This window comes from Lacibacter sp., assembly GCF_035299325.1.
In the GTDB taxonomy this organism is placed as follows: domain Bacteria; phylum Bacteroidota; class Bacteroidia; order Chitinophagales; family Chitinophagaceae; genus Lacibacter.
This window is the reverse complement of sequence record NZ_DATGWT010000038.1, coordinates 22,223-41,777: the sequence shown is the minus strand read 5'-3', so window position 1 is coordinate 41,777 and position 19,555 is coordinate 22,223. Positions and strand designations below refer to the sequence as shown.

Here is a 19,555-nt window from a genome sequence, read left to right as displayed (position 1 = left end):
TTATGATTTTATATTTTTTGCTATTGTTCTACAAACGTTACCACACTATTGGGCGGCAATGTAAATTCAAAACTGTTATTAGCTGATGCCACTGCTGTGCCTTGCTCAACGTTCTTGGTTGAGGTAGTTACATACGGCACAAATGAAGCTGCAGTTGCACCATCAAATGTAATTTTCTGTTTCACATTGTACGAGCCTACATTGATGGCCACTATCACTTTTTTCAATCCGTTTTTATAGGCCGACAGCAATACATCCAATCTTGAATTTGCCGACATGCCTACTCTTACTGCACCGGGTTTAATGAACCTTGCAAAATGCGAAATGATATATCCACGACGTGTAACAAGTCCATCCTGTCCGATTGGTCCGTAAAAACGTTTACCATACCACCAGATATAAGCATTGAAATTTGCTTTTGTTAAACAATCGTGTATTTCAACAGCTGTAGTAATACCCGATGGATAGGTTGAAAGCGTATCCAGGTGTTCTGTCATCCAGATCTCCTTTCCTTTACTTCTGATCTGCGGGTTATCGATAATGCCACCACCATAAATATGCGTTCCGAAAATATCGAGGTTGGCAACGGCAGCATCGTCGGCTAAAATTGTATTGATATAGGTTTGATTGTTATTCACCAGTTCAGGCGCCATTAATTTAGTTGCAGTAACAGCAGCGCCATGGTTTTTTAAAAAATCTCTCATTTCCGTTCCCGTCCAAACACAACTTTCATAATTGGTATCCCAATCAGGTTCGTTTTGCACAGACACTGCATGCAAGGGAGCGCCGTTGTTCGCCATATACAGCGCAAAATCATTCAGGTATTTTGCATATGCAGCCGCACTATCCGGAATCAGTTTGCCACTGATAATGCTGTTGTTTGTTTTCATCCGGGACGGCGGGCTCCACGGACTGGCAAGAATAATTGCTCCACGTTGTATGGCAGCCTTTGCATAGTTCAGTTCAGTTGCTCTCCAGGCATCATCAGAAGCTATTCTTATTCTGAGAATATTCAATCCCACTTGTCCGTTTGCTGAACCAAACAGCCGGTCAAACTCTTCTGACGTTAATGCAGATGTGTTGGGTGGCGTAAAAACGGTTGCACAACCAAACCCCTGAATCACCTGTTTATTTTCATTTGCAAGAACAGTAGCTGCAGCATCAAGTGTTGCGATGACGGGAGTTGTATTTTTATTCTCACCCTTCTTGCAGGAAAGCAGAACCAAAAACAGAAATGGGAAAATTTTATTGATGGTCATGAAAAGTAAATTTGTTGGCTGTGCTTTGTCGAATACTTATTTTGAAGAAGTTGAGATAGTCAATTAAAATTTGTTGTGTGTTGTGATGAGAAAAACATCAGTGAAACAGCAACAGCATTTCTGTATACATACAGAATGCTGAGACAGTGTAGCAAATGGTGCCGGCAAAACAATCAATTCTATCATAAAACGCACTGATATTAAGTAAAAGCCTGAATCCGTGAAATGAAGAAATTCAAAATTGTAATCGGTTGCACAATTCTCGACACAAAACAGATTACTTTTCCAATTGCTTACAAATTTTTGCTATGTTGTTTTTAACATCATTCAACCACTTACTCGCCCCCTATACTAGGCGAAAATTCGCACCAGTCACGGCTACTAAACAACTAACATGGACGTTTGGCAGGACCTATTTAAAAGCTAATGTAGGAATTTTTTTTTAAAATGCAACCGATTGCATTTTTGTTTAAATTTTATTGAAATCCGCTCCGTAGGAACTGGGTTCAGTGACCAAAATTCACTAAGATCTTTGACGGGAAGGCTGGTTTCATCGTGCGAGCAAAATGATACTGGTTGGCAGTCCCTGTTCCTCAGCCTTAATTTCGTTTGATTTGATTCCATGCTTTCGCTACACTTTCCACCGGAAGTTTGCAGGTAGCATTGGTACATACATAGATAATTGTTTTATTGGCGGGTAATTTATCCTGCAGTAAAGGGAGGTTCTCTTCGTTTGTTGAACCCATAAACAGACAATCGGGTAGATATTTCTTCTGCAATTCCCGATTCCGGGTTTGTGCTTCGCTTCCCATCACAGCTACCTCGAAAGTGCCGTAAGTCATCAACCCCGACAGCGAACACCATTGTGCATACCAGGCAGGTTGTTCATTCATTTTTCCGGCAGCAACAGTCAGCATGCGTGTGCTTTTGTTCAGATAGTTACTGTCAGATAAAAAAGTAGCAAGCGAATAAAGAACGCCGGCCATCACTGCATTGGATGAAGGAATCACATGATCCTGAATATCAATTTTCCGTACAACCAGATTGGCTGCATTCGTTGCTGTATAAAAAAACATGCCCGATGATGGATCGTAAAAATGACCCAACGAATAATCGGTGATCAGCTTCGCCTGCATGAGCCAGTGTTTATTGAACGTAACCTGATATAATTTTAAATAGGCAGATGCCAACCATGCATAGTCATCAAGAAAAGCATCAACCGAAGCTTTGCCATCTTTATAACTACGCAGCAAGCGCCCGTCTTTTCCCAACATATTTTTTTCGAGGAACTCCGCATTTGTAGTTGCTTTTTGCAAATACGTTTCGTTGCCCGTTGCTGCAAACGCATCGAGATATGCTTTGAGCATAATGGCATTCCACGAGGTTAAAATCTTATCATCAACAGCAGGTTTCTTTCGCTTATTCCGTTCTGCAAATAATGCTTGCCGGGTTTTATTCAACTGCGAACTAAAATCAGAAATAGTTATTTTGTTGGAAACTGCAAATGTAGCAGGCCGTTGAGTTGTATAAAGAATGTTTCGTTTCTTTTCCCAATTTCCCTCTGGCTGTACATGATAATAGGTAGCAATTGATGCAGCATTTTCTTTGCCGGTTGTTTTTACAAACTCATCATGGTTCCATGCATAAAATGCACCTTCATCTCCATCCGTTTCTGCATTTAACGAGCTGTAAAAACCTCCTGCAGGCGATGTAAGTTCCCGATCAATAAAATCAATTGTTTCTGTAAAAACAGTTTTATAGAATTCATCATTGGTCAATTGATAGGCGTGTGCATACAGGCTGATCAACTGACCATTGTCGTACAACATTTTTTCAAAGTGAGGAACACGCCATAAACTATCGGTACTGTATCGGGCAAACCCACCACCAAGATGATCATACAATCCACCCAATGCCATTTTTTCAAGTGTAGTCGTGGCGGTTTTTAATGCAGTAGTATCACCGGTGAGATAATGGTATTGCAATAAGAATTCCCAAACGGACGGAGTGGGAAATTTTTGTTTTCCTTGCAGACCTCCGTTAACAAGATCAATTTGATCGATCGCTGTTTGAAACATTGCCTGATAGCCGGCTTTGTTTCCTCGATCCGCTGTTGTAATATTTTTAAACAGAAGACTATCACTGTCAATGATACCATAGGTAAGCGAATTTGCCTGTAACACAACCTTGCTGTATTTATTCTTATAACTATCACTGATTTGTTGGAGCAGTGTAAGCCAGGTTTCTTTTGTGTAATAGGTGCCTGCAAAAAAAGGTTTGCCGTCAGGAAGTGCAAATGCATTGAGTGGCCAACCTGCTTCTCCTTTATTCAACAGTTGACAAGCATGCATGTAAATATTATCAAGATCGGGACGCTCTTCTCTGTCAACTTTGATGCATACAAACGACTCGTTCATTACTCTGGCAACTGCAGTATCCATGAACGTTTCACGTTCCATTACATGACACCAGTGACAGGATGCATAGCCAATGCTGATCAATAAAGGTTTGTTTTCCTGTTTTGCTTTGGCGAGTGCTTCATCGCCCCATTCATACCAGTCAACAGGATTATCGGCATGTTCTTTCAGGTATGGACTTGACGCATGCTGCAAACGGTTTTGTGTTTGTTTCTTTTGCAGGTTTGTACAACCTGACACAAACAAGAACAAAAACATGATCCCATAACACGAATTTCTACACAACTCTTTTTTTGTTTTTGCAAGCATGAAATAATTCAATTAGTTGCGCTTTTCAAAAACACGCAAGCGGTCATTGTTCGAACTTACAAGAATGGCCGAGCGATTTCCTGTATTGATCAACTGAATATCCTTTACATTATAGGGAACAAAAAATCCACTTGCCATTGGCATGTAACTTTTGAATTCGATATTGCCTAAACCTTTCAGAAAAACACCTGGTGAAGCATCTGCAGGAGTAGTTTCCACTTCCACATCAAATTTATTTCCTGACATCAGGATGTCTTTGATGCCATCGCCATCAAAATCTTTTACAATGATGCCGTTTACGGTTGAAAGCTGTGCTTCCATTGGTAACTTCTTTGCTGTGAACTTTCCTTTGTCGTTCACAAATACGACTGTAGAAAAAAGATGAGCCTGGTGGTGCAGAGCCGATTTTAAAGCATCATCACCTAAAATTCCTGTGAGATCACTTTCTGCAAAGGATAAGTAGGTTGGAAACTTTTCTGTGATCATCGGGCATTGTTGCGATGTACATTCTCTTCCACGGATCGGAACCATTTTATTGCTCAGATGCTTGGCAAGAAAAATATCGTTGGTACCATTGCCATCAAAATCTTTTGCATATACTTCAAATGGTTTTTCAATACTTGCCTGGAACTTATAATTTTCTCCAAGGTTACCCGCAATTAAATCAACATCACCATCACCATCAATATCATCTGCTACCAGTTTGTTCCACCAACCTGCTGTTTGATCAACGCCGTAGTTGCCGGAAACATCTTTCATTTTTCCTTTTGTGTATTCAAATACTCTAACAGGCATCCATTCCCCGGCCAATATTAATTCAGCTTTTTTATCGCCATTTAAATCGGCACCAATCGCTGATTTAACCATTCCGATATTCATCAGATCCGGTGCCACTTCGTTTGTCTTGTCAACAAACTTTCCTTTTTCGTTGATCAACAAATAGCTTGTTGGCGGATAAGGATATTTATGTGCCATTACTTCTCCTCCTCTGAACAAATCAAGATCGCCATCAGCGTCAACATCAAATGCAACTACACATGATCCACTGCTGATAGTGGCAGGCAAAACTGATTTTGTAAAATTTCCTTTACCATCATTGATGTACAATCGATCCTGATACATGCCGGAACCTTCATTAAATTCACTGCCGCCGCTTACTACATAGAGATCCAGATCTTTATCACCGTCTGCATCAAACAGCAACGTACCCATATCTTCAAATTTTTTATCTGCTTCAAACGCAGCAACGGTTTGTTTTACAAACCGTCCATTTAACTGCAAATACAAACTGCCCGATTGATCTTTTGCACCGCCAATGAAAAAATCTTCTGTGCCATCAGCATTTATATCACCAGTAGCAACAAAGGGACCACTGCGGCTGAATTCATGCGGAAGTAAAACCTGGTCAACATATTCATCCAGCTTATTTTCTGTATGTAGAAACGGCGTTGAAAGAAATTGATTGGTTACTTCAGCAAATAAAGGATCGTACACATAACGATGATTCCCGGATTGAACAGCCTGCTGATAATTTACTTTTACAACCTGGTTTGTAGTAAGATTTTGCAGGCTATTTGATTTTCCATCGGGCCATACAATTACTGCACTATCAATCTTAGCAGTTTTGCCAACGCCAAAATGAACTACAGGATCGTTTGACGAAAGATATCCCCGCACTGTTTTTTGTTGAAAGAATTGTTGCAGCTTGCCTTCGTAATACAACGAGATCTTTGCACCAATACCATCTCTGTTTTGTGCCGGACCTTCCATCTTCAAGCGTAGGTAATTATTTTTCTTATCAGTTACATTCTCGTACAGATCAGATTCTCCATCAAGATTATTGATCACAAGATCGAGATCACCATCATTGTCAAAATCAGCAACAGCAGCTCCGTTTGAAAACGTACTGTCTTTGAAGCCCCATGCTTCAGAAACATTTTCAAATTTCAGTCCGCCTTTATTTTTGAAAAGATAGTTCCGCACTTTAATAGGATCGTAGATACTCATGTAATCTTTAAACCCTTTTTCAAACATTTCCTCAGCAGAGTTGTACCTGCTCATATTTGCACGGATATACATTTCCTGCTTTTGCTGAATATCTCCATCGAATAAATCACGTCGGTATCCGTTGGCAACAAAAATATCCCGGTATCCATCGTTATCAAAATCAGAGGCAAGGGTTGACCAGCTCCATTCTGTTTTCGAAATACCCGCCATTTGCGATACATCACTGAAAAAGCCATTGCCATGATTGAGGTGAAGCACATTGTGCATGTATTGTTTATGAAAACCGCTGTCAACAATGGCCCAAAATCCCTGCACATCCATACGTGGCATTGACACTTTGGAACGCTTATAATTTTCAGGCAACATTTCCATCACCAGAATATCTTCAAAACCATCGTTGTTGAGATCGGCGATATCAGCGCCCATGGAAAACAGTGAAAGATGATTAGTCATCGATTTCACTTCATCTTTAAAGGTTCCGTTTTTTTGATTGATGTAGATATAATCATTATCGGCATAATCGTTGGAAACAAAAATATCTTCCCAACCATCGTTATTGAGATCGGCAGTAACTACCGACAATGCATAGCCGAAATTATTTTTGATACCCGCCTGTTTCCCGATTTCAGTAAACCTGCCGTTATCATTCCGGTACAATTTATCTCTGCAAAGATCCGGAGGGTTTCGTTTGCCGGATACCATTCGTGAAAGACCTAAATAGAATGAATCGGGACGGTTGGTGAGATACATGTCCAGATCATTATCATTATCCATATCAAAAAAAGCAGCATGGATCGAATAACTCTTATCGTCCAGTCCGTATTTTTTTGCCTCTTCTTTAAATGTGAGATCACCATTGTTAACGAATAACAGGTTTCTCCGTTCTTCATCAGTATCCTTATAGCCACCTCTGCAAACATAGATGTCCATAAAACCATCGCTGTTGATATCAACAAACGTTACACCGTTATCCCAACCCTTACCGCCATCCACATTTGCGGTAGTTGTAATGTCTTTAAATTTCATTCCCCCTTGGTTGAGGTATAGTTTGTTGGGCACTTCATTTCCTGTAAAATAAATATCCATCAATCCATCGTTGTTCACATCTGCTGTGGCAACACCGGCACCATTGTACACATACGCAAACGTGTCGAAATAATTACGATGGTAATTTTCTTCTACCATGTTGGTAAAACTGATGCCGCTTTCCGATGTATTCACTTTATTGAAAACAGGATCAACAGAAGACGTAACAGTAGCATCTCCCGTTGTGTTTTTTTCTTTACATCCGGTTGAGAGGACGATCATGCACATACCGATGATACAGGCAGTGCATACGAGTACAGTTTTTTTTGCCATCTTATTTCGTTTTACTTCGTATTCAGTTTTTTTCGCCGATGTGGTATAAATATTTCTGCCAAACGAGTGCAGCAACATTTCTTCCCAACTTCAACCCTTCTTCATTTTCACATTGAATATGATATCCTCCTAACACTCTTGAAAGACCGGCCATATTCGCTGTTTCAGTAAATGTGGGGAATGATAAAGTTACTTCAGCACCCACACGATCCGGTTCAGTCATTTCGCCCGGTTTTCGTTTTACTTCCACTCCAAATTTATCGCTGCCGGTAAAGAGCCGCAGAATTTCAGCACAAGCACCACTAATACTGCTATGACCGGAAATATAACTTGGGAAAGGCGGACATAAAAATGTTTCGGGTGAATAAGGTCTCCATTCCTGTCCCGGCATTTCAATCATTCCTTTGTCTGGACCACCCCAACCTTTGATTGTTTTATCTTTAAAATAATAATGCACCAGTGTATATGGCCGTGCAAAATCATATTCCATTTTTGTATCCCAGCAAGCAATAAAACCATCCATAGCTGCAGCTTCAACAACAAAATACATTTTTACGTCCTGATCTAATGTATGGTTATCACGTACCGAAACATCCTGTGCAAAAATGAGCCAATGCCCTGCCTGTTGAACTGATTTTGGTCCATCACGCATAAACTCAACCAACGCTTTTTGTTCATTGGTAAGTGCAGCTTGTAATTCCACTACTTCTTTTACTTCCCTTTCCAATTGTGCAGAGCCGATGGCAGGCGGAGGTTGGCAACGAAACTGATTGCCGGAATCCAATAACAACGGCTTTACTTTACCCCAGTGTGGCGTTAAACAGGCGGGAGCAAATTTGCCGCCTTTCCCGTCTGCAAAATATTTTGGTTGCCAGCGTTTAATATCAATGAGTGTATCAGCACTGTTAACGGGCATATAACCTGTATAATCGGAGTATACTTTTCCATTGGAGCCGGGCATTGTCCCTGTTTGATTGGAACCATCGTTCAGTCTTGCTTCGATAACTGTTTTTGCAGCGAGATTGCCAATGCCTTCGGGTGTAGTTGGATCGGTTGATTGATTGTCCGGATCCAAACCAAATTCTTTCATTTTGTTGCGAAGCATAACTGAATCGCTGTAAAAATATTCCAGCATAGCTCGGTAGGCTGCATAGCTGATCGCAATTTCTTTGTTTTTTATTGTCCGTTCTTCTTGCGGTACCCGCTCAACCTGTTGCAGGTATAATGGACGGGCCATTTCATCGTACCTCGACCATGCATCGAATACAGCCGTCCACACAAGTCCCAACATTCGTGCTGTTACAGTAGGGCGTGGCCGAAATGTTTCGGTATCATTGGCAGTTGCTTCTAATGAGATTTTCCCCCATTGGTACGCTCTGTTATTGGCACCTCTTGGTTCTTCTGTAAGTTGTTTGTTATTGCCGCTGCAAGAACAGAGAGCAACAACAAGAATAAAAAGTTGGATGTAGCGACTCTTACCCTTCATAATAGCAATACAATTAAAGTAAAATTTTTGGCAACAGGCTCTCTTTTTTAGAACAAACCGGGAAGCAGACGAACTGGTTCCCGGTTTGCAAAGATTCTGATATTATCGTTCAAAAAGACTATTTCTTATTGATATCCTGGATTCTGCGGATATTTTGGCCCTTCCGATACGAGGTTAATCTGCGTTTGAGGTATAGGTCGCAGCATATTAAATGGCTGAACACCGGCAGCACCTTCCGGATTGTGTAGCTTAACACGATCAACAAGTTTCTGTGTCCGGGCAAGATCCCACCAGCGGGTATCTTCTGCATACAATTCCCTGCTTCGTTCATCCAGTATAAAATCAAGCGTTATCTGGCCGGCGGTAACCTGCTGTGCAATAACTGCGGCAGCATATTCGGCAGGCGTCTGATTTAATTTCAATGCAGCACGAGTACGTAATACATTGATCATGTCTGCTGCATCCTGTAAAGTAGCACCACCTTTCAACGCAGCTTCTGCGGCAATGAGGTATACTTCAGAGAAACGGAAGAGGATGTATGGCCTGTCTGAATAGTCATTCAGATTTCCTCTTGTTGAATCATCAAATTTCCGAACATTCGGATAGTAGCTAGCAGTGTAAGGAACTGTAGCTCCAGGTAAGTGATTTGGTTCAAACATGATTCCTTTAAACGCAGCTCTTTCTGCAGGTGTAACAAGGCGGTCACGCATCCAGATCGATGTATCAATACCATTGATCAATTGACCTCTTGGAGTTACTGCACCATTGGATCCTCTTACAGACATTTCTGTACTATTCGACAGCCAAACAGTCTGGAAGGTTCCTTCATAACGTGCATCCGTTGCTCTGTTAGCAAAAGCCACATCCATGATATAACGGGTATTCGGACGAATGCGTTGGAATGGACGTCCGTTATTAATATCACGAACCGTAACATTGGCACCACCACCTGCCGGATAATTTGCATTAATAGTAGGATAGTTCGGGCGCCAGAAGAAGTTGGATTTGTTTTCTGCACCATTGGTAGCACCTGCACCTACTGCAGAGTTTTGGCCGAATTTCAGATCTTTTGTGTGATCAATGACCATCAACACTTCAGAACTGTACTCCTGTCCTTCTCTGAAAACATTACCAAAATAAGGCAACAGGTTTAAGCCGTAGGTGGCTTTGTTATCGATGAGGGCTTTTGAAATGGTATATGCCTGCTGAAAATCATTTGGCTGTGCTACTGTAGACCAACCTCTCCAGAGATGGGTTTTAGCCAGCAGGAACAAAGCAGTTGATTTGGTTGCCGGTTTGCCTAAACCAGCTGCGGGTGTGTTGGGCAAATCAGCAGATGCCTCTGTTAGATCTTTAATGATCTGTGCATACACATCTGCAATGGGAGATGGTGCATCGGCAGCAGAGGCAGAAGTATTGAATTTTGTTTTTAACGGAACGGATCCAAAAGTGGTTACTAAATAATAGTAACAGAAGCCACGCAGGAATTTCGCTTGTGCTAATAACTGTGTTTTCTGAGCTGCAGGAATATTAGCAGCAGCACCATATTCCAATACGCCGTTTGCAGTATTGATATTGATGAACATACTGTTCCAGAAACCTAAATAGTTATCGGTGTTACTCTTAATTACCGCATTGTTATACTCAAACCAGTGTTGCACATCGGCAGCAGCTCCTTTTTGAGATTCATCTGTACCTGCGTTAAAAAGCTGTGTGAAAATTTGCGTACCCCAATGTCCACGAAAGCTGGAATAGATACCTGCAATTGCTCCCTGGATACCATCAGAGGTAGAAAAAAATGATGGCGTAAACCCTGTTCGTGGCTGTTCCTCCAATAATTTCTTACAACCGGTAGCCGCAAGAAGAATGGAGCCCAGAAACAGACTGAATATTATTTTCTTATGTTTCATACTATAGAATTTAGAAGATTAAAATCGAACATTAACTCCAAAAATGATTTGACGTGAAGGAGGAACACCCATACCTACAGTGATCGCACGTCCCTGAACAGGGTTTAAGCCACCACCTTGCGAAGCCACGGCATTACCATTTCCGTTTCCTTCAGGATCAATACCCAATCCGTCTCTAACCAACGGAGCCCATAAAATGAATGGATTCTGTGCAGATACATACACTCTGAGTCCGCTGATTTTTGCTTTGCTCAAAAGTTTATCTGGAATGTTATATCCGAAATCAATTGTTCTGAGTTTAATAAAGGAACCATCACGATAAGTAAGCGTTGAAGTAAAGAGCAGGGCATCCTTACTTGCATCCGGCTGAGGGAATGCATTGGTTGGGTTGGTTGGAGTCCAGTAATCAACTTTCAACTGGTTTACACGGCTGTTCAGGAAGAAGGGATAACCGGCGCCGCCACCATCAGCAGAAAGGTAGGTGGCAACCACTGTTTGTCCGAAACGACCAAACATCACGATGTTCAAATCAAAATTCTTGAATTCAAAACGGTTTGATAAACCTGCTACAAGTTTTGGTTGGAAATTACCAACGATCTGCCTGTCAGCATCATTGATCACGTTGTCTTTATTCAAATCTTCAATCTTGATGTCGCCGGGAGCAACCCCATACACTGCAGCCTGAGCAGCTTCCGATGTTTGCCAGATGCCTACTTTTTTGTAGTCAAAAATGGTAGTGATAGGTTGGCCTACAAACCAGCCGTTCGCTCTGTCTTCTTTCAGACCTAATTGTAGTGCTACAATTTTCTCACGGTTGAAGAAGCCGTTGAAATCAGTGGTCCATCTGAATCCGTTTTTGCTTTCGATATTTACACTGCTTACCGAGAACTCTAAACCGTAGTTTGCAGTCTCACCTACATTCACCAGGATACTGTTTACACCATTACTACGTGGTAACTGACGGTCCAACAGGATGTCAGTTGTGTTATTTCTGTAAAAATCAACGGAACCTGTGATACGATTCTTGAGCAAACCGAAATCCAGACCGATGTTGATACCTGTTGTTTTTTCCCAGGTAAGATTTGGATTAGGGCTGGTATTGATCAGGTAACCATTTACATAGTTTACGCCAATGGCTGTACCTGATCCGAAATTATAGAAGTTGTTGCCTAGGCTGCCCAATGTTGTGTAAGCCCTTATACCAGCGTTTGAGCTGATACCCCAGCCTGCTCTTAATTTAAGACTTGATACAGCTTCCAGGTTCTGCATGAACTTTTCGTTGGCAATATTCCACCCTACGGAAACCGCAGGATAAGTTACCCACTGATTACCCGGAGCTAGTACAGACGCACCATCTGCACGCACAGTAGCGGTAAGTAAAAACCGGTCATCGTACGAATAAACAACTCTACCCATATAGCCAATCAGAGCGGATTCATCGAAAGCGGTACCTTGACCAACGTTTGCAGGCGTAATTGTATTTACCTGCAAAAAGTTATAATCCTGTATAAAGTCAGCAGGTACACCTTGTCCGTTAAATGTTTGTTGTCTGAACTGATTTTTTTGTACTTCCTGCAACGCTAACACCGTCACTTTATGCTTACCGGCAAAGGTTTTATTGTACTCCAGTGAGTTATTAATCGTGTATTGCCAGCCTTCAGAATTACCCTGGCTCAAGTTAGAACCGGCAGGAGTTGCATTGATATTAAATACAGTATTGGGTCCGGTATAGTTGCTCGAAAGTGTTTGCGACCAACCATATCCAAAGGTGGATTTGAATTTCAAATCTTTCAGGATCTTGATCTCCGCATAAAAATTATGCTGGAACTGATATCTTCTGTTAAACGCCTTGATCAGGTCGTTATTACCAATCGATGTAAGCGGATTGATCTGTGCGTTATCAACTCCTTGTAAAATAGCGGGTTTAAAGTTAATTGTACCGTCGTCGTTATATGGTTTGTACAATGGCCCTAACCTTGTACCTGCACCATATGCGTTTGTACCAAGTCTGTTAGAACGCAATAAGGTATTAAAGCTGGTAAATCCTACTTTGATACGATCTGAAACTTTATGGTCGATGTTAACATTAAATGAATACCGGTTCAGATTCTGATCGTGGATAATGCCAGTTTCATTGTAATAACCAACACCAAAAGAGTATTGTGTTCTGTCGGTACCGCCTCTCACACTCAAATCATGACTTGTACGAATTCCTTGTGTCAATAACAGATCCTGCCAATCGGTGCTCACACCCGCTGCAAGGTTTGCCTGCTCCGTTGCATTTAATGCATATGGATTGTTATTAGCAGGGTTCGGTTGCCCTTCCTTTGCATCTTGCTTAAACTTTGCATATTCTGCGCCGTTAAACAAACGATAGGTATCAATTGCATTTACCACACCCACATAACCGTTATATGTTGTAGTTGCTTTTTGCGAAGTACCACGTTTTGTAGTGATGATGATTACACCATTGGAACCACGTGAACCATATATAGCTGTTGCTGATGCATCTTTTAAGATGTCCAGACTGGCAATATTATCGGGGTTGATATCATTCACGCTACCACCGTACACCATTCCGTCAACCACTATCAATGGGCTATTGTTATTGCCAATCGAACGGTTGCCACGAATACGGATTTCACCGCCGGACCCAATCTGGGTGCTATTATTCACAATATCCACACCCGGCGCTCGACCTTGTAATTGGTTGAAAATATTCGGCGCTTTGATCTCGTTCAAGGTTTCACCTTTAATTGTAACAGTAGATCCTGTTACGTCTTTTTTGCGTTGTGTGCCATAACCAATCACCACAACTTCACCGAGTGCTTCGCTGTCAACAACCAGATCAATGGTAATTGTAGCCTGGTCACCAATGCGAACTTCCTTTTCAGCATACCCAACGGCTGAAACTACCAGGGTGCTTCCCCTGGAAGCACTGATCGTAAAGGCACCATTGTTATCGGTAGTGGTTCCTTTGTTGGTTCCTTTAAGAGTAATGGATGCACCTCTTAATGGAGTGCCATTTTCACCGTTCACTGTACCTTTTACAGTAATGTCTTGAGCTGATACCTGATTTGGTATCAGCAACACCTGTAACAGTATCGCAAATACAAAAGCAGGAAAATTTGCCGTCAGTTGTTTGAATAGAGGCAAACTGATTTTTTTCTTTGGCATAGTCAATTCTAGTTTTGAGTTTAACAGTTAATTTATGAGCAGTGTGGAGAGAAACAATATTCAGAATCTAGGGATCCGGAGGAGGAAAATGTGTGAAATAAACAAAGCGTTGATGTGGGAAGTTATAACTGACAGGCGTTCTATATAACAAACAAATAATTCCTGAACGCAAAGACTTCAACTTGTCTTTGGCAAAGGCAATCGTGAAAGTTACACGCATGGCAATCAATCTTCTCATATCAGCAGTTATCGTTAAACTTCATCCTTATACGTCAGGAGAATGAAGTGATTTTAAGTTGCAATCGGTTGCATAAACTTATAAAAAAATAGCACTAAATTCTGTCAATGCCTTTAAGAATATTTTTCGACATCCAATCCTTATTGATTTGATTAAATGAAAAAACCATCTTTTTATAAATGCAAATGAAGCTGCAGAGTAATATTGAAATCGACCCTGCTCACTTAAGTTCACAAAGCTAATGTAGGAAATATTTTTAAAAATGCAACCGATTGCATTATTTTTTTAAAATAATTTCTACCTTAGAGCGATCAACCATGTTTGCCTTCTTCCTTCAAGATGCATAAAGATGTAACCATTTACGACCTTGCCCGAGAGCTTAATTTATCGCCTGCTACCATTAGCAGGGGATTAAAGAAAAGCGATGCAATCAATAAGGATACTGTTAGCAGAATACTCTCGAAAGCGGAAGAAATGGGATATCGGCATAATAATTTTGCCAGCAATCTCCGAAACAAACGAACCCAAACCATTGGCATTATTGTTCCCCGATTGAACAGTTATTTTATGACCTCCGTATTGGCAGGCATTGAAGATGTTGCCAGCAAGGAACGTTATAATATTATCATCAGTCAGTCATTGGAGAAAAAAGAACTGGAGAAAAGCAATGTCAATACCATGTTTAATAAACGGGTGGATGGCTTATTGATATCGCTTGCATACGATACAACAGACATTTCGCATCTGCAGCCTTTCTTTGATAAACATATACCTGTTGTGTTTTTCGACCGGACTTTCCAAACCGAAGAAAGTACCTGTGTTGTTATTAATAACCGGGACGCAGCCTATAAAGCAGTAACACATCTAATACAACAGGGATGTAAGCGCATCATGCACCTTGGTGGTAGTTTATTGAGAGATACTTATAGCGATCGCTTGAAAGGCTACAGGCAGGCACTGGAAGATAATAATATATACTATGATGACACCCTTGTGCAGATAAGTAAACTTGGTGAGCAGGATGGTATTGATGCAGCCAACTATATTCTTTCTTTGAATAAAAGTGAAAGACCGGATGCTGTGTTTTGTGCCAACGATATGTCCGCCGTTTATTGCATGAGTCATCTGAAAGAACAGGGAATAAAAATACCTGATGATATTGCATTTGCGGGATTCAATAACGATGCTGTAAGCCGGGTGATTGAGCCAAAGCTAACAACAATTGATTACCCGGGTTATAACATTGGCGAAGCCGCAGCAGCAGGATTACTCAATATTTTGAAGGGCGATGTAACGACAATGAAAACAACCAGGCTTGTGTTGCAATCAACACTTTTAATAAGAGATTCATCGAAACGACGATTGTAAGGTTACAATTGTATTATTCATAACCGACCAGAAGCCATGAAAGAAAAAAAAGAGGTAACTATTTATGATATCGCAAGTCTGTTGGAGCTTTCAACAGCTACCGTCAGCAGAGGGCTTAAGGATCATCCTGCCATCAGCAAAACTACCCGAAAGAAAATTCAGGATGCAGCGAAAGAAATGGGTTACCGCCATAATAATTTTGCCAGCAATCTCCGCAAGCAAAAGACAAACACCATCGGCATTATTGTACATGAATTGAACAGTAACTTTATTACCTCTGTACTGGCCGGCATTGAAAAGATCAGTACTGAAGCAGGTTACGATCTAATTATTACCCACTCATCAGAAAGTTTTAAGAAGGAATCGGCAAACGTACTCAACTTGTTTCATAAACGGGTAGATGGTATTATTGCCTCACTTTCATTTGATACAAAAGGATTAGATCACTTTCAACCTTTCTTTGATAAGAATATTCCGGTTATCTTTTTCGATCGTGTGGAAGAAAACTCCGACAATGCCAAAGTTGTAATTGATAACTATAAGAATGGTTACCAGGCAACTCAACATTTGATTGAACAGGGAAGTAAACGCATCGTTATAGTTACTGCGAATCTTAACCGAAACGTGTATGCCCAACGTTATAAAGGTTATAAAGATGCGTTGTTCGATAATAATATTGCCTTCGATGAAAACCTTGTACTCATTAAAGACCTGAGTGAAAAGTGCGGCCGTGAAGCGGCTGAGCAGATCCTGACCATGAAACCCATGCCGGATGCTGCATTTATCACCAATGATTTCTCGGCAGCCGTTTGTATGCAAACATTAAAGGAGCATGGTGTACGCATACCGGAAGATATTGCCATTGTTGGCTTTAACAACGATGCTATCAGCAAGATTGTTGAACCGCAATTAACCACCATCAACTATCCAGGCATTGATATCGGCGAAATTGCTGCACGTAATTTAATTGCACACCTGAAAGGTGATATCAAAATCACACAGACAAACACCATCATTGTAAAGTCAGAATTAATTATCCGCAAATCATCTTTAAGAAAAGGATGATGCTGTAACGATTACTTACATGAAGAGATTAAACGTATTGCTGCTGTTATTGATCTGTGGTTCGTTTGTACGGGCTGAGAATGGGTATGATCTATGGTTACGTTATGTGCCCATCAAAAACTCAACGCTTCTACTTCAATACAAAAAGCAAACTGCCTCGCCAGTTATATTGGGTGCCTCTCCCACTGCAGATATTGCACGGAAAGAATTAAAAACAGCATTGACTGGTTTAACAGGTAACCGATACATTGTAAACAGTACAATCGCTGCATCAAGTGCGTTCATAGCAGGTACTGTAAAGTCATCTGCCGTTTTATCTGCACTTGTTACAAAAGAAGAATTGAATCGTATTGGTGATGAAGGATTCATCATAAAAGCAAAGCCGGGCAAAACATTTATTACCGGCAATACAGATATAGCTGTACTCTACGGAATTTTTCATTATTTGCGATTATTACAAACCAATCAGCAGGTTAGTAATCTCAATATTGTTTCAGTTCCAAAACTGAAATTACGCATGCTCAACCATTGGGATAATCTCAACCGCACAGTTGAGCGTGGCTATGCAGGATTTTCGATTTGGGATTGGCATCGGCTTCCTACGTTTATTGATCAACGTTATATTGATTATGCAAGAGCGAATGCATCTATCGGCATTAATGCAGTTGCGTTAACCAACGTCAATGCAAATTCCATTATCCTTACGCCTGCTTATCTTGAAAAAGTAAAAAAACTGGCGGATGTATTTCGTCCGTACGGTATAAAAGTATTTTTAACTGCACGCTTCAGTTCACCGATTGAACTCGGCAGGTTGAAAACAGCTGATCCATTGGATGCAAGTGTACAACAATGGTGGACGGCAAAAGCAAATGAGATCTACTCACTCATTCCCGACTTTGGTGGTTTTTTAGTAAAAGCAAACAGCGAAGGACAACCCGGCCCTCAGGATTATAAACGCACACATGCCGACGGTGCAAATATGTTGGCCGCTGCCGTAGCTCCGCATAAAGGAATTGTGATCTGGCGTGCATTTGTGTATGCAGCAGAAAATCCTGTTGATCGGCACAAGCAGGCAAACGATGATTTTGTTCCGCTCGATGGAAAATTCAACAGCAATGTAATGGTGCAGGTAAAGAATGGTGCCATTGATTTTATGCCACGTGAACCCTTTCATCCGTTGTTTGGTGCCATGCCCAAAACGCCGTTGATGATGGAGTTCCAGGTAACACAGGAATACTTAGGGCAGGCAACCAATTGGGTTTTTCTTGCACCTTTATTTAAAGAAGTATTAGACAGTGACACTTACGCAAAAGGAAAAGGAAGCACGGTTGCGAAAGTGATCGATGGCAGTTTAGATGATCATGCATTGAATGGTATGACGGGTGTTGCAAACATCGGCAACGATATTAATTGGACAGGACATCCAATGGCGCAGGCCAATTGGTATGCATTGGGACGACTGGCATGGGATTACAATGTAACCAGTGATGTAATTGCAGATGAGTGGCTGCGTATGACTTTTTCCAATGATGCTGCGTTTGTACAATCAACAAAGCAGATCATGTTACGCAGCAGAGAAATTATGGTTGACTATATGAACCCGATTGGGTTGCATCATATCATGTCAACTGGTCATCACTACGGTCCCGCTCCATGGGTAAGTAATCTCAATCGTCCGGAATGGAATCCTGTGTATTATCACAAAGCAGATAGTGTTGGGATTGGTTTTAATCGCACCGCTGCCGGCAGTAATGCAATTGGACAATATCATCCCGAAGCACGGAAACAATGGGAAAACATTGCAACCTGCGATGAAAAATATTTGTTGTGGTTTCATCATGCTTCATGGAATCATAAAATGAAAAGCGGCCGCAGCTTATGGAACGAACTTGTTTACAGATATTATAGAGGTGCAGATAGTGTAAAATGGATGAAAGAAGAATGGTTGAAACAACAATCAAAAATTGATGAACAACGATTCAGAGAAGTAAGCATGTTGCTCGATACGCAACTGGACGAAGCAAAGTGGTGGCGCAACGCATGTTTGCTCTACTTCCAGACCTTCTCCAATCAACCAATTCCTTCGAACTACGAACAGCCCGATAAAACATTAGACTATTATAAAAGTTTACGTTTCCCGTTTGCACCGGGCAACTAACTTGCAGTCCAAACTAATATTTGCATTATGAGTAACAAACAAAAGTTAGCGATTGTAACGGGAGGTGGATCAGGATTAGGATTAGCAATTGCGAAAGCATTTACAGCCAACAACGTCAAAACAATTATTGTTGGACGGGATGAAGAAAAGTTAAAAGCCGCAAAAGCTGAATTGGGCGAAAATGGTTTTTATAAGACCTGCGACCTGAGTGACCTTTCATCTATTCCTGCTTTGATTGAAAATATTCTTGCTGAGTTTGGACAAATTGATATTCTGGTAAATAATGCAGGCATCAATCAAAAGAAAGTATTTGAAGAAGTAACCGATGAAGAATTTCAACGCATTCTTACAACAAATGTAACGGCTGTATTCAGCATCAGTCGTGAAGTGGTGAAAGATATGTTGAAACGAAAAAGCGGATGCATCATCAACATCAGTTCAATGGCTGCACAGTATGGGTTGCCAAAAGTAATTGCATACAGTGCAAGCAAAACAGCGATCGATGGAATGACGAGAGCAATGGCGGTTGAACTTTCACCAAATGGTATTCGTGTAAACGCAATTGCACCCGGATTTATTTATAGTGCGATGACGGAAAAAGCATTGAACAGCGATCCCGAACGGAAAGCAAAAGTATTTAACCGCACACCAATGGGCCACATGGGACAACCGGAAGATATTGGTGCTGCTGCGTTGTACTTAGCAAGCGATGGCGCAAAATATGTAACCGGTGTTGTACTGCCTGTTGATGGTGGCAACAGCATTGGTTTCTAAATTAATAAGCGATTGATCTCAACCTGTT

At 41.1% G+C, this 19,555-nt stretch carries 10 protein-coding genes; 4 read left to right on the top strand and 6 right to left on the bottom strand.

Features of this window, described 5'->3' with window-relative positions:
- Positions 1-20: 20 nt before the first annotated feature.
- The 6 genes from VK159_RS20340 to VK159_RS20315 form a co-directional block, all read right to left on the bottom strand.
- Positions 21-1,259 (bottom strand): hypothetical protein, encoded by a 1,239-nt coding sequence (locus VK159_RS20340; protein WP_324232008.1) that lies wholly within the window; start codon positions 1,257-1,259, stop codon positions 21-23.
- 599 nt (positions 1,260-1,858) lie between these two features.
- Positions 1,859-3,934: a thioredoxin domain-containing protein gene (locus VK159_RS20335; RefSeq protein ID WP_324232007.1), complete on the bottom strand. Its 2,076-nt coding sequence runs from the start codon at positions 3,932-3,934 to the stop codon at positions 1,859-1,861.
- Positions 3,935-3,997: 63 nt separating this feature from the next.
- Positions 3,998-7,351 carry a VCBS repeat-containing protein gene (locus VK159_RS20330; protein WP_324232006.1) on the bottom strand — a complete coding sequence of 1,118 codons (3,354 nt, stop codon included), beginning with the start codon at positions 7,349-7,351 and terminating at the stop codon, positions 3,998-4,000.
- 22 nt (positions 7,352-7,373) lie between these two features.
- Entirely contained in the window at positions 7,374-8,837 is a 1,464-nt protein-coding gene (locus VK159_RS20325) for a vanadium-dependent haloperoxidase (protein ID WP_324232005.1), read from the bottom strand.
- Positions 8,838-8,962: 125 nt separating this feature from the next.
- The gene (locus tag VK159_RS20320; protein WP_324232004.1) at positions 8,963-10,747 is read right to left on the bottom strand and encodes a RagB/SusD family nutrient uptake outer membrane protein; all 1,785 of its coding nucleotides are present in this window, start codon (positions 10,745-10,747) and stop codon (positions 8,963-8,965) included.
- Positions 10,748-10,765: 18 nt separating this feature from the next.
- Complete coding sequence (locus VK159_RS20315; protein ID WP_324232003.1) at positions 10,766-13,924, bottom strand: TonB-dependent receptor; 3,159 nt, start codon at positions 13,922-13,924, stop codon at positions 10,766-10,768.
- 577 nt (positions 13,925-14,501) lie between these two features.
- Between VK159_RS20315 and VK159_RS20310 the strand changes: the two genes are divergently transcribed.
- The 4 genes from VK159_RS20310 to VK159_RS20295 are packed head-to-tail and all read left to right on the top strand — an operon-like array spanning position 14,502 to position 19,527.
- The gene (locus tag VK159_RS20310; protein WP_324232002.1) at positions 14,502-15,530 is read left to right on the top strand and encodes a LacI family DNA-binding transcriptional regulator; all 1,029 of its coding nucleotides are present in this window, start codon (positions 14,502-14,504) and stop codon (positions 15,528-15,530) included.
- Between the two features lie 36 nt (positions 15,531-15,566).
- Positions 15,567-16,595, top strand: coding sequence for a LacI family DNA-binding transcriptional regulator (locus VK159_RS20305; RefSeq protein WP_324232001.1), 1,029 nt, complete (start codon positions 15,567-15,569; stop codon positions 16,593-16,595).
- Between the two features lie 19 nt (positions 16,596-16,614).
- Positions 16,615-18,753 carry an alpha-glucuronidase family glycosyl hydrolase gene (locus tag VK159_RS20300; RefSeq protein WP_324232000.1) on the top strand — a complete coding sequence of 713 codons (2,139 nt, stop codon included), beginning with the start codon at positions 16,615-16,617 and terminating at the stop codon, positions 18,751-18,753.
- A 27-nt stretch (positions 18,754-18,780) separates the two neighbouring features.
- The gene (locus VK159_RS20295; protein WP_324231999.1) at positions 18,781-19,527 is read left to right on the top strand and encodes an SDR family oxidoreductase; all 747 of its coding nucleotides are present in this window, start codon (positions 18,781-18,783) and stop codon (positions 19,525-19,527) included.
- Positions 19,528-19,555: the final 28 nt, after the last annotated feature.

Excerpts from the sequence above, each read along its gene's own strand:
- VK159_RS20330 (WP_324232006.1), bottom strand. The coding sequence starts at position 7,351 with ATGGCAAAAAAAACTGTACTCGTATGCACTGCCTGTATCATCGGTATG.
- VK159_RS20315 (WP_324232003.1), bottom strand. The coding sequence starts at position 13,924 with ATGCCAAAGAAAAAAATCAGTTTGCCTCTATTCAAACAACTGACGGCA.
- VK159_RS20295 (WP_324231999.1), top strand. The coding sequence starts at position 18,781 with ATGAGTAACAAACAAAAGTTAGCGATTGTAACGGGAGGTGGATCAGGA.
- VK159_RS20310 (WP_324232002.1), top strand. The coding sequence starts at position 14,502 with ATGCATAAAGATGTAACCATTTACGACCTTGCCCGAGAGCTTAATTTA.
- VK159_RS20340 (WP_324232008.1), bottom strand. The coding sequence starts at position 1,259 with ATGACCATCAATAAAATTTTCCCATTTCTGTTTTTGGTTCTGCTTTCC.
- VK159_RS20335 (WP_324232007.1), bottom strand. The coding sequence starts at position 3,934 with ATGTTTTTGTTCTTGTTTGTGTCAGGTTGTACAAACCTGCAAAAGAAA.
- VK159_RS20320 (WP_324232004.1), bottom strand. The coding sequence starts at position 10,747 with ATGAAACATAAGAAAATAATATTCAGTCTGTTTCTGGGCTCCATTCTT.
- VK159_RS20325 (WP_324232005.1), bottom strand. The coding sequence starts at position 8,837 with ATGAAGGGTAAGAGTCGCTACATCCAACTTTTTATTCTTGTTGTTGCT.
- VK159_RS20300 (WP_324232000.1), top strand. The coding sequence starts at position 16,615 with ATGAAGAGATTAAACGTATTGCTGCTGTTATTGATCTGTGGTTCGTTT.
- VK159_RS20305 (WP_324232001.1), top strand. The coding sequence starts at position 15,567 with ATGAAAGAAAAAAAAGAGGTAACTATTTATGATATCGCAAGTCTGTTG.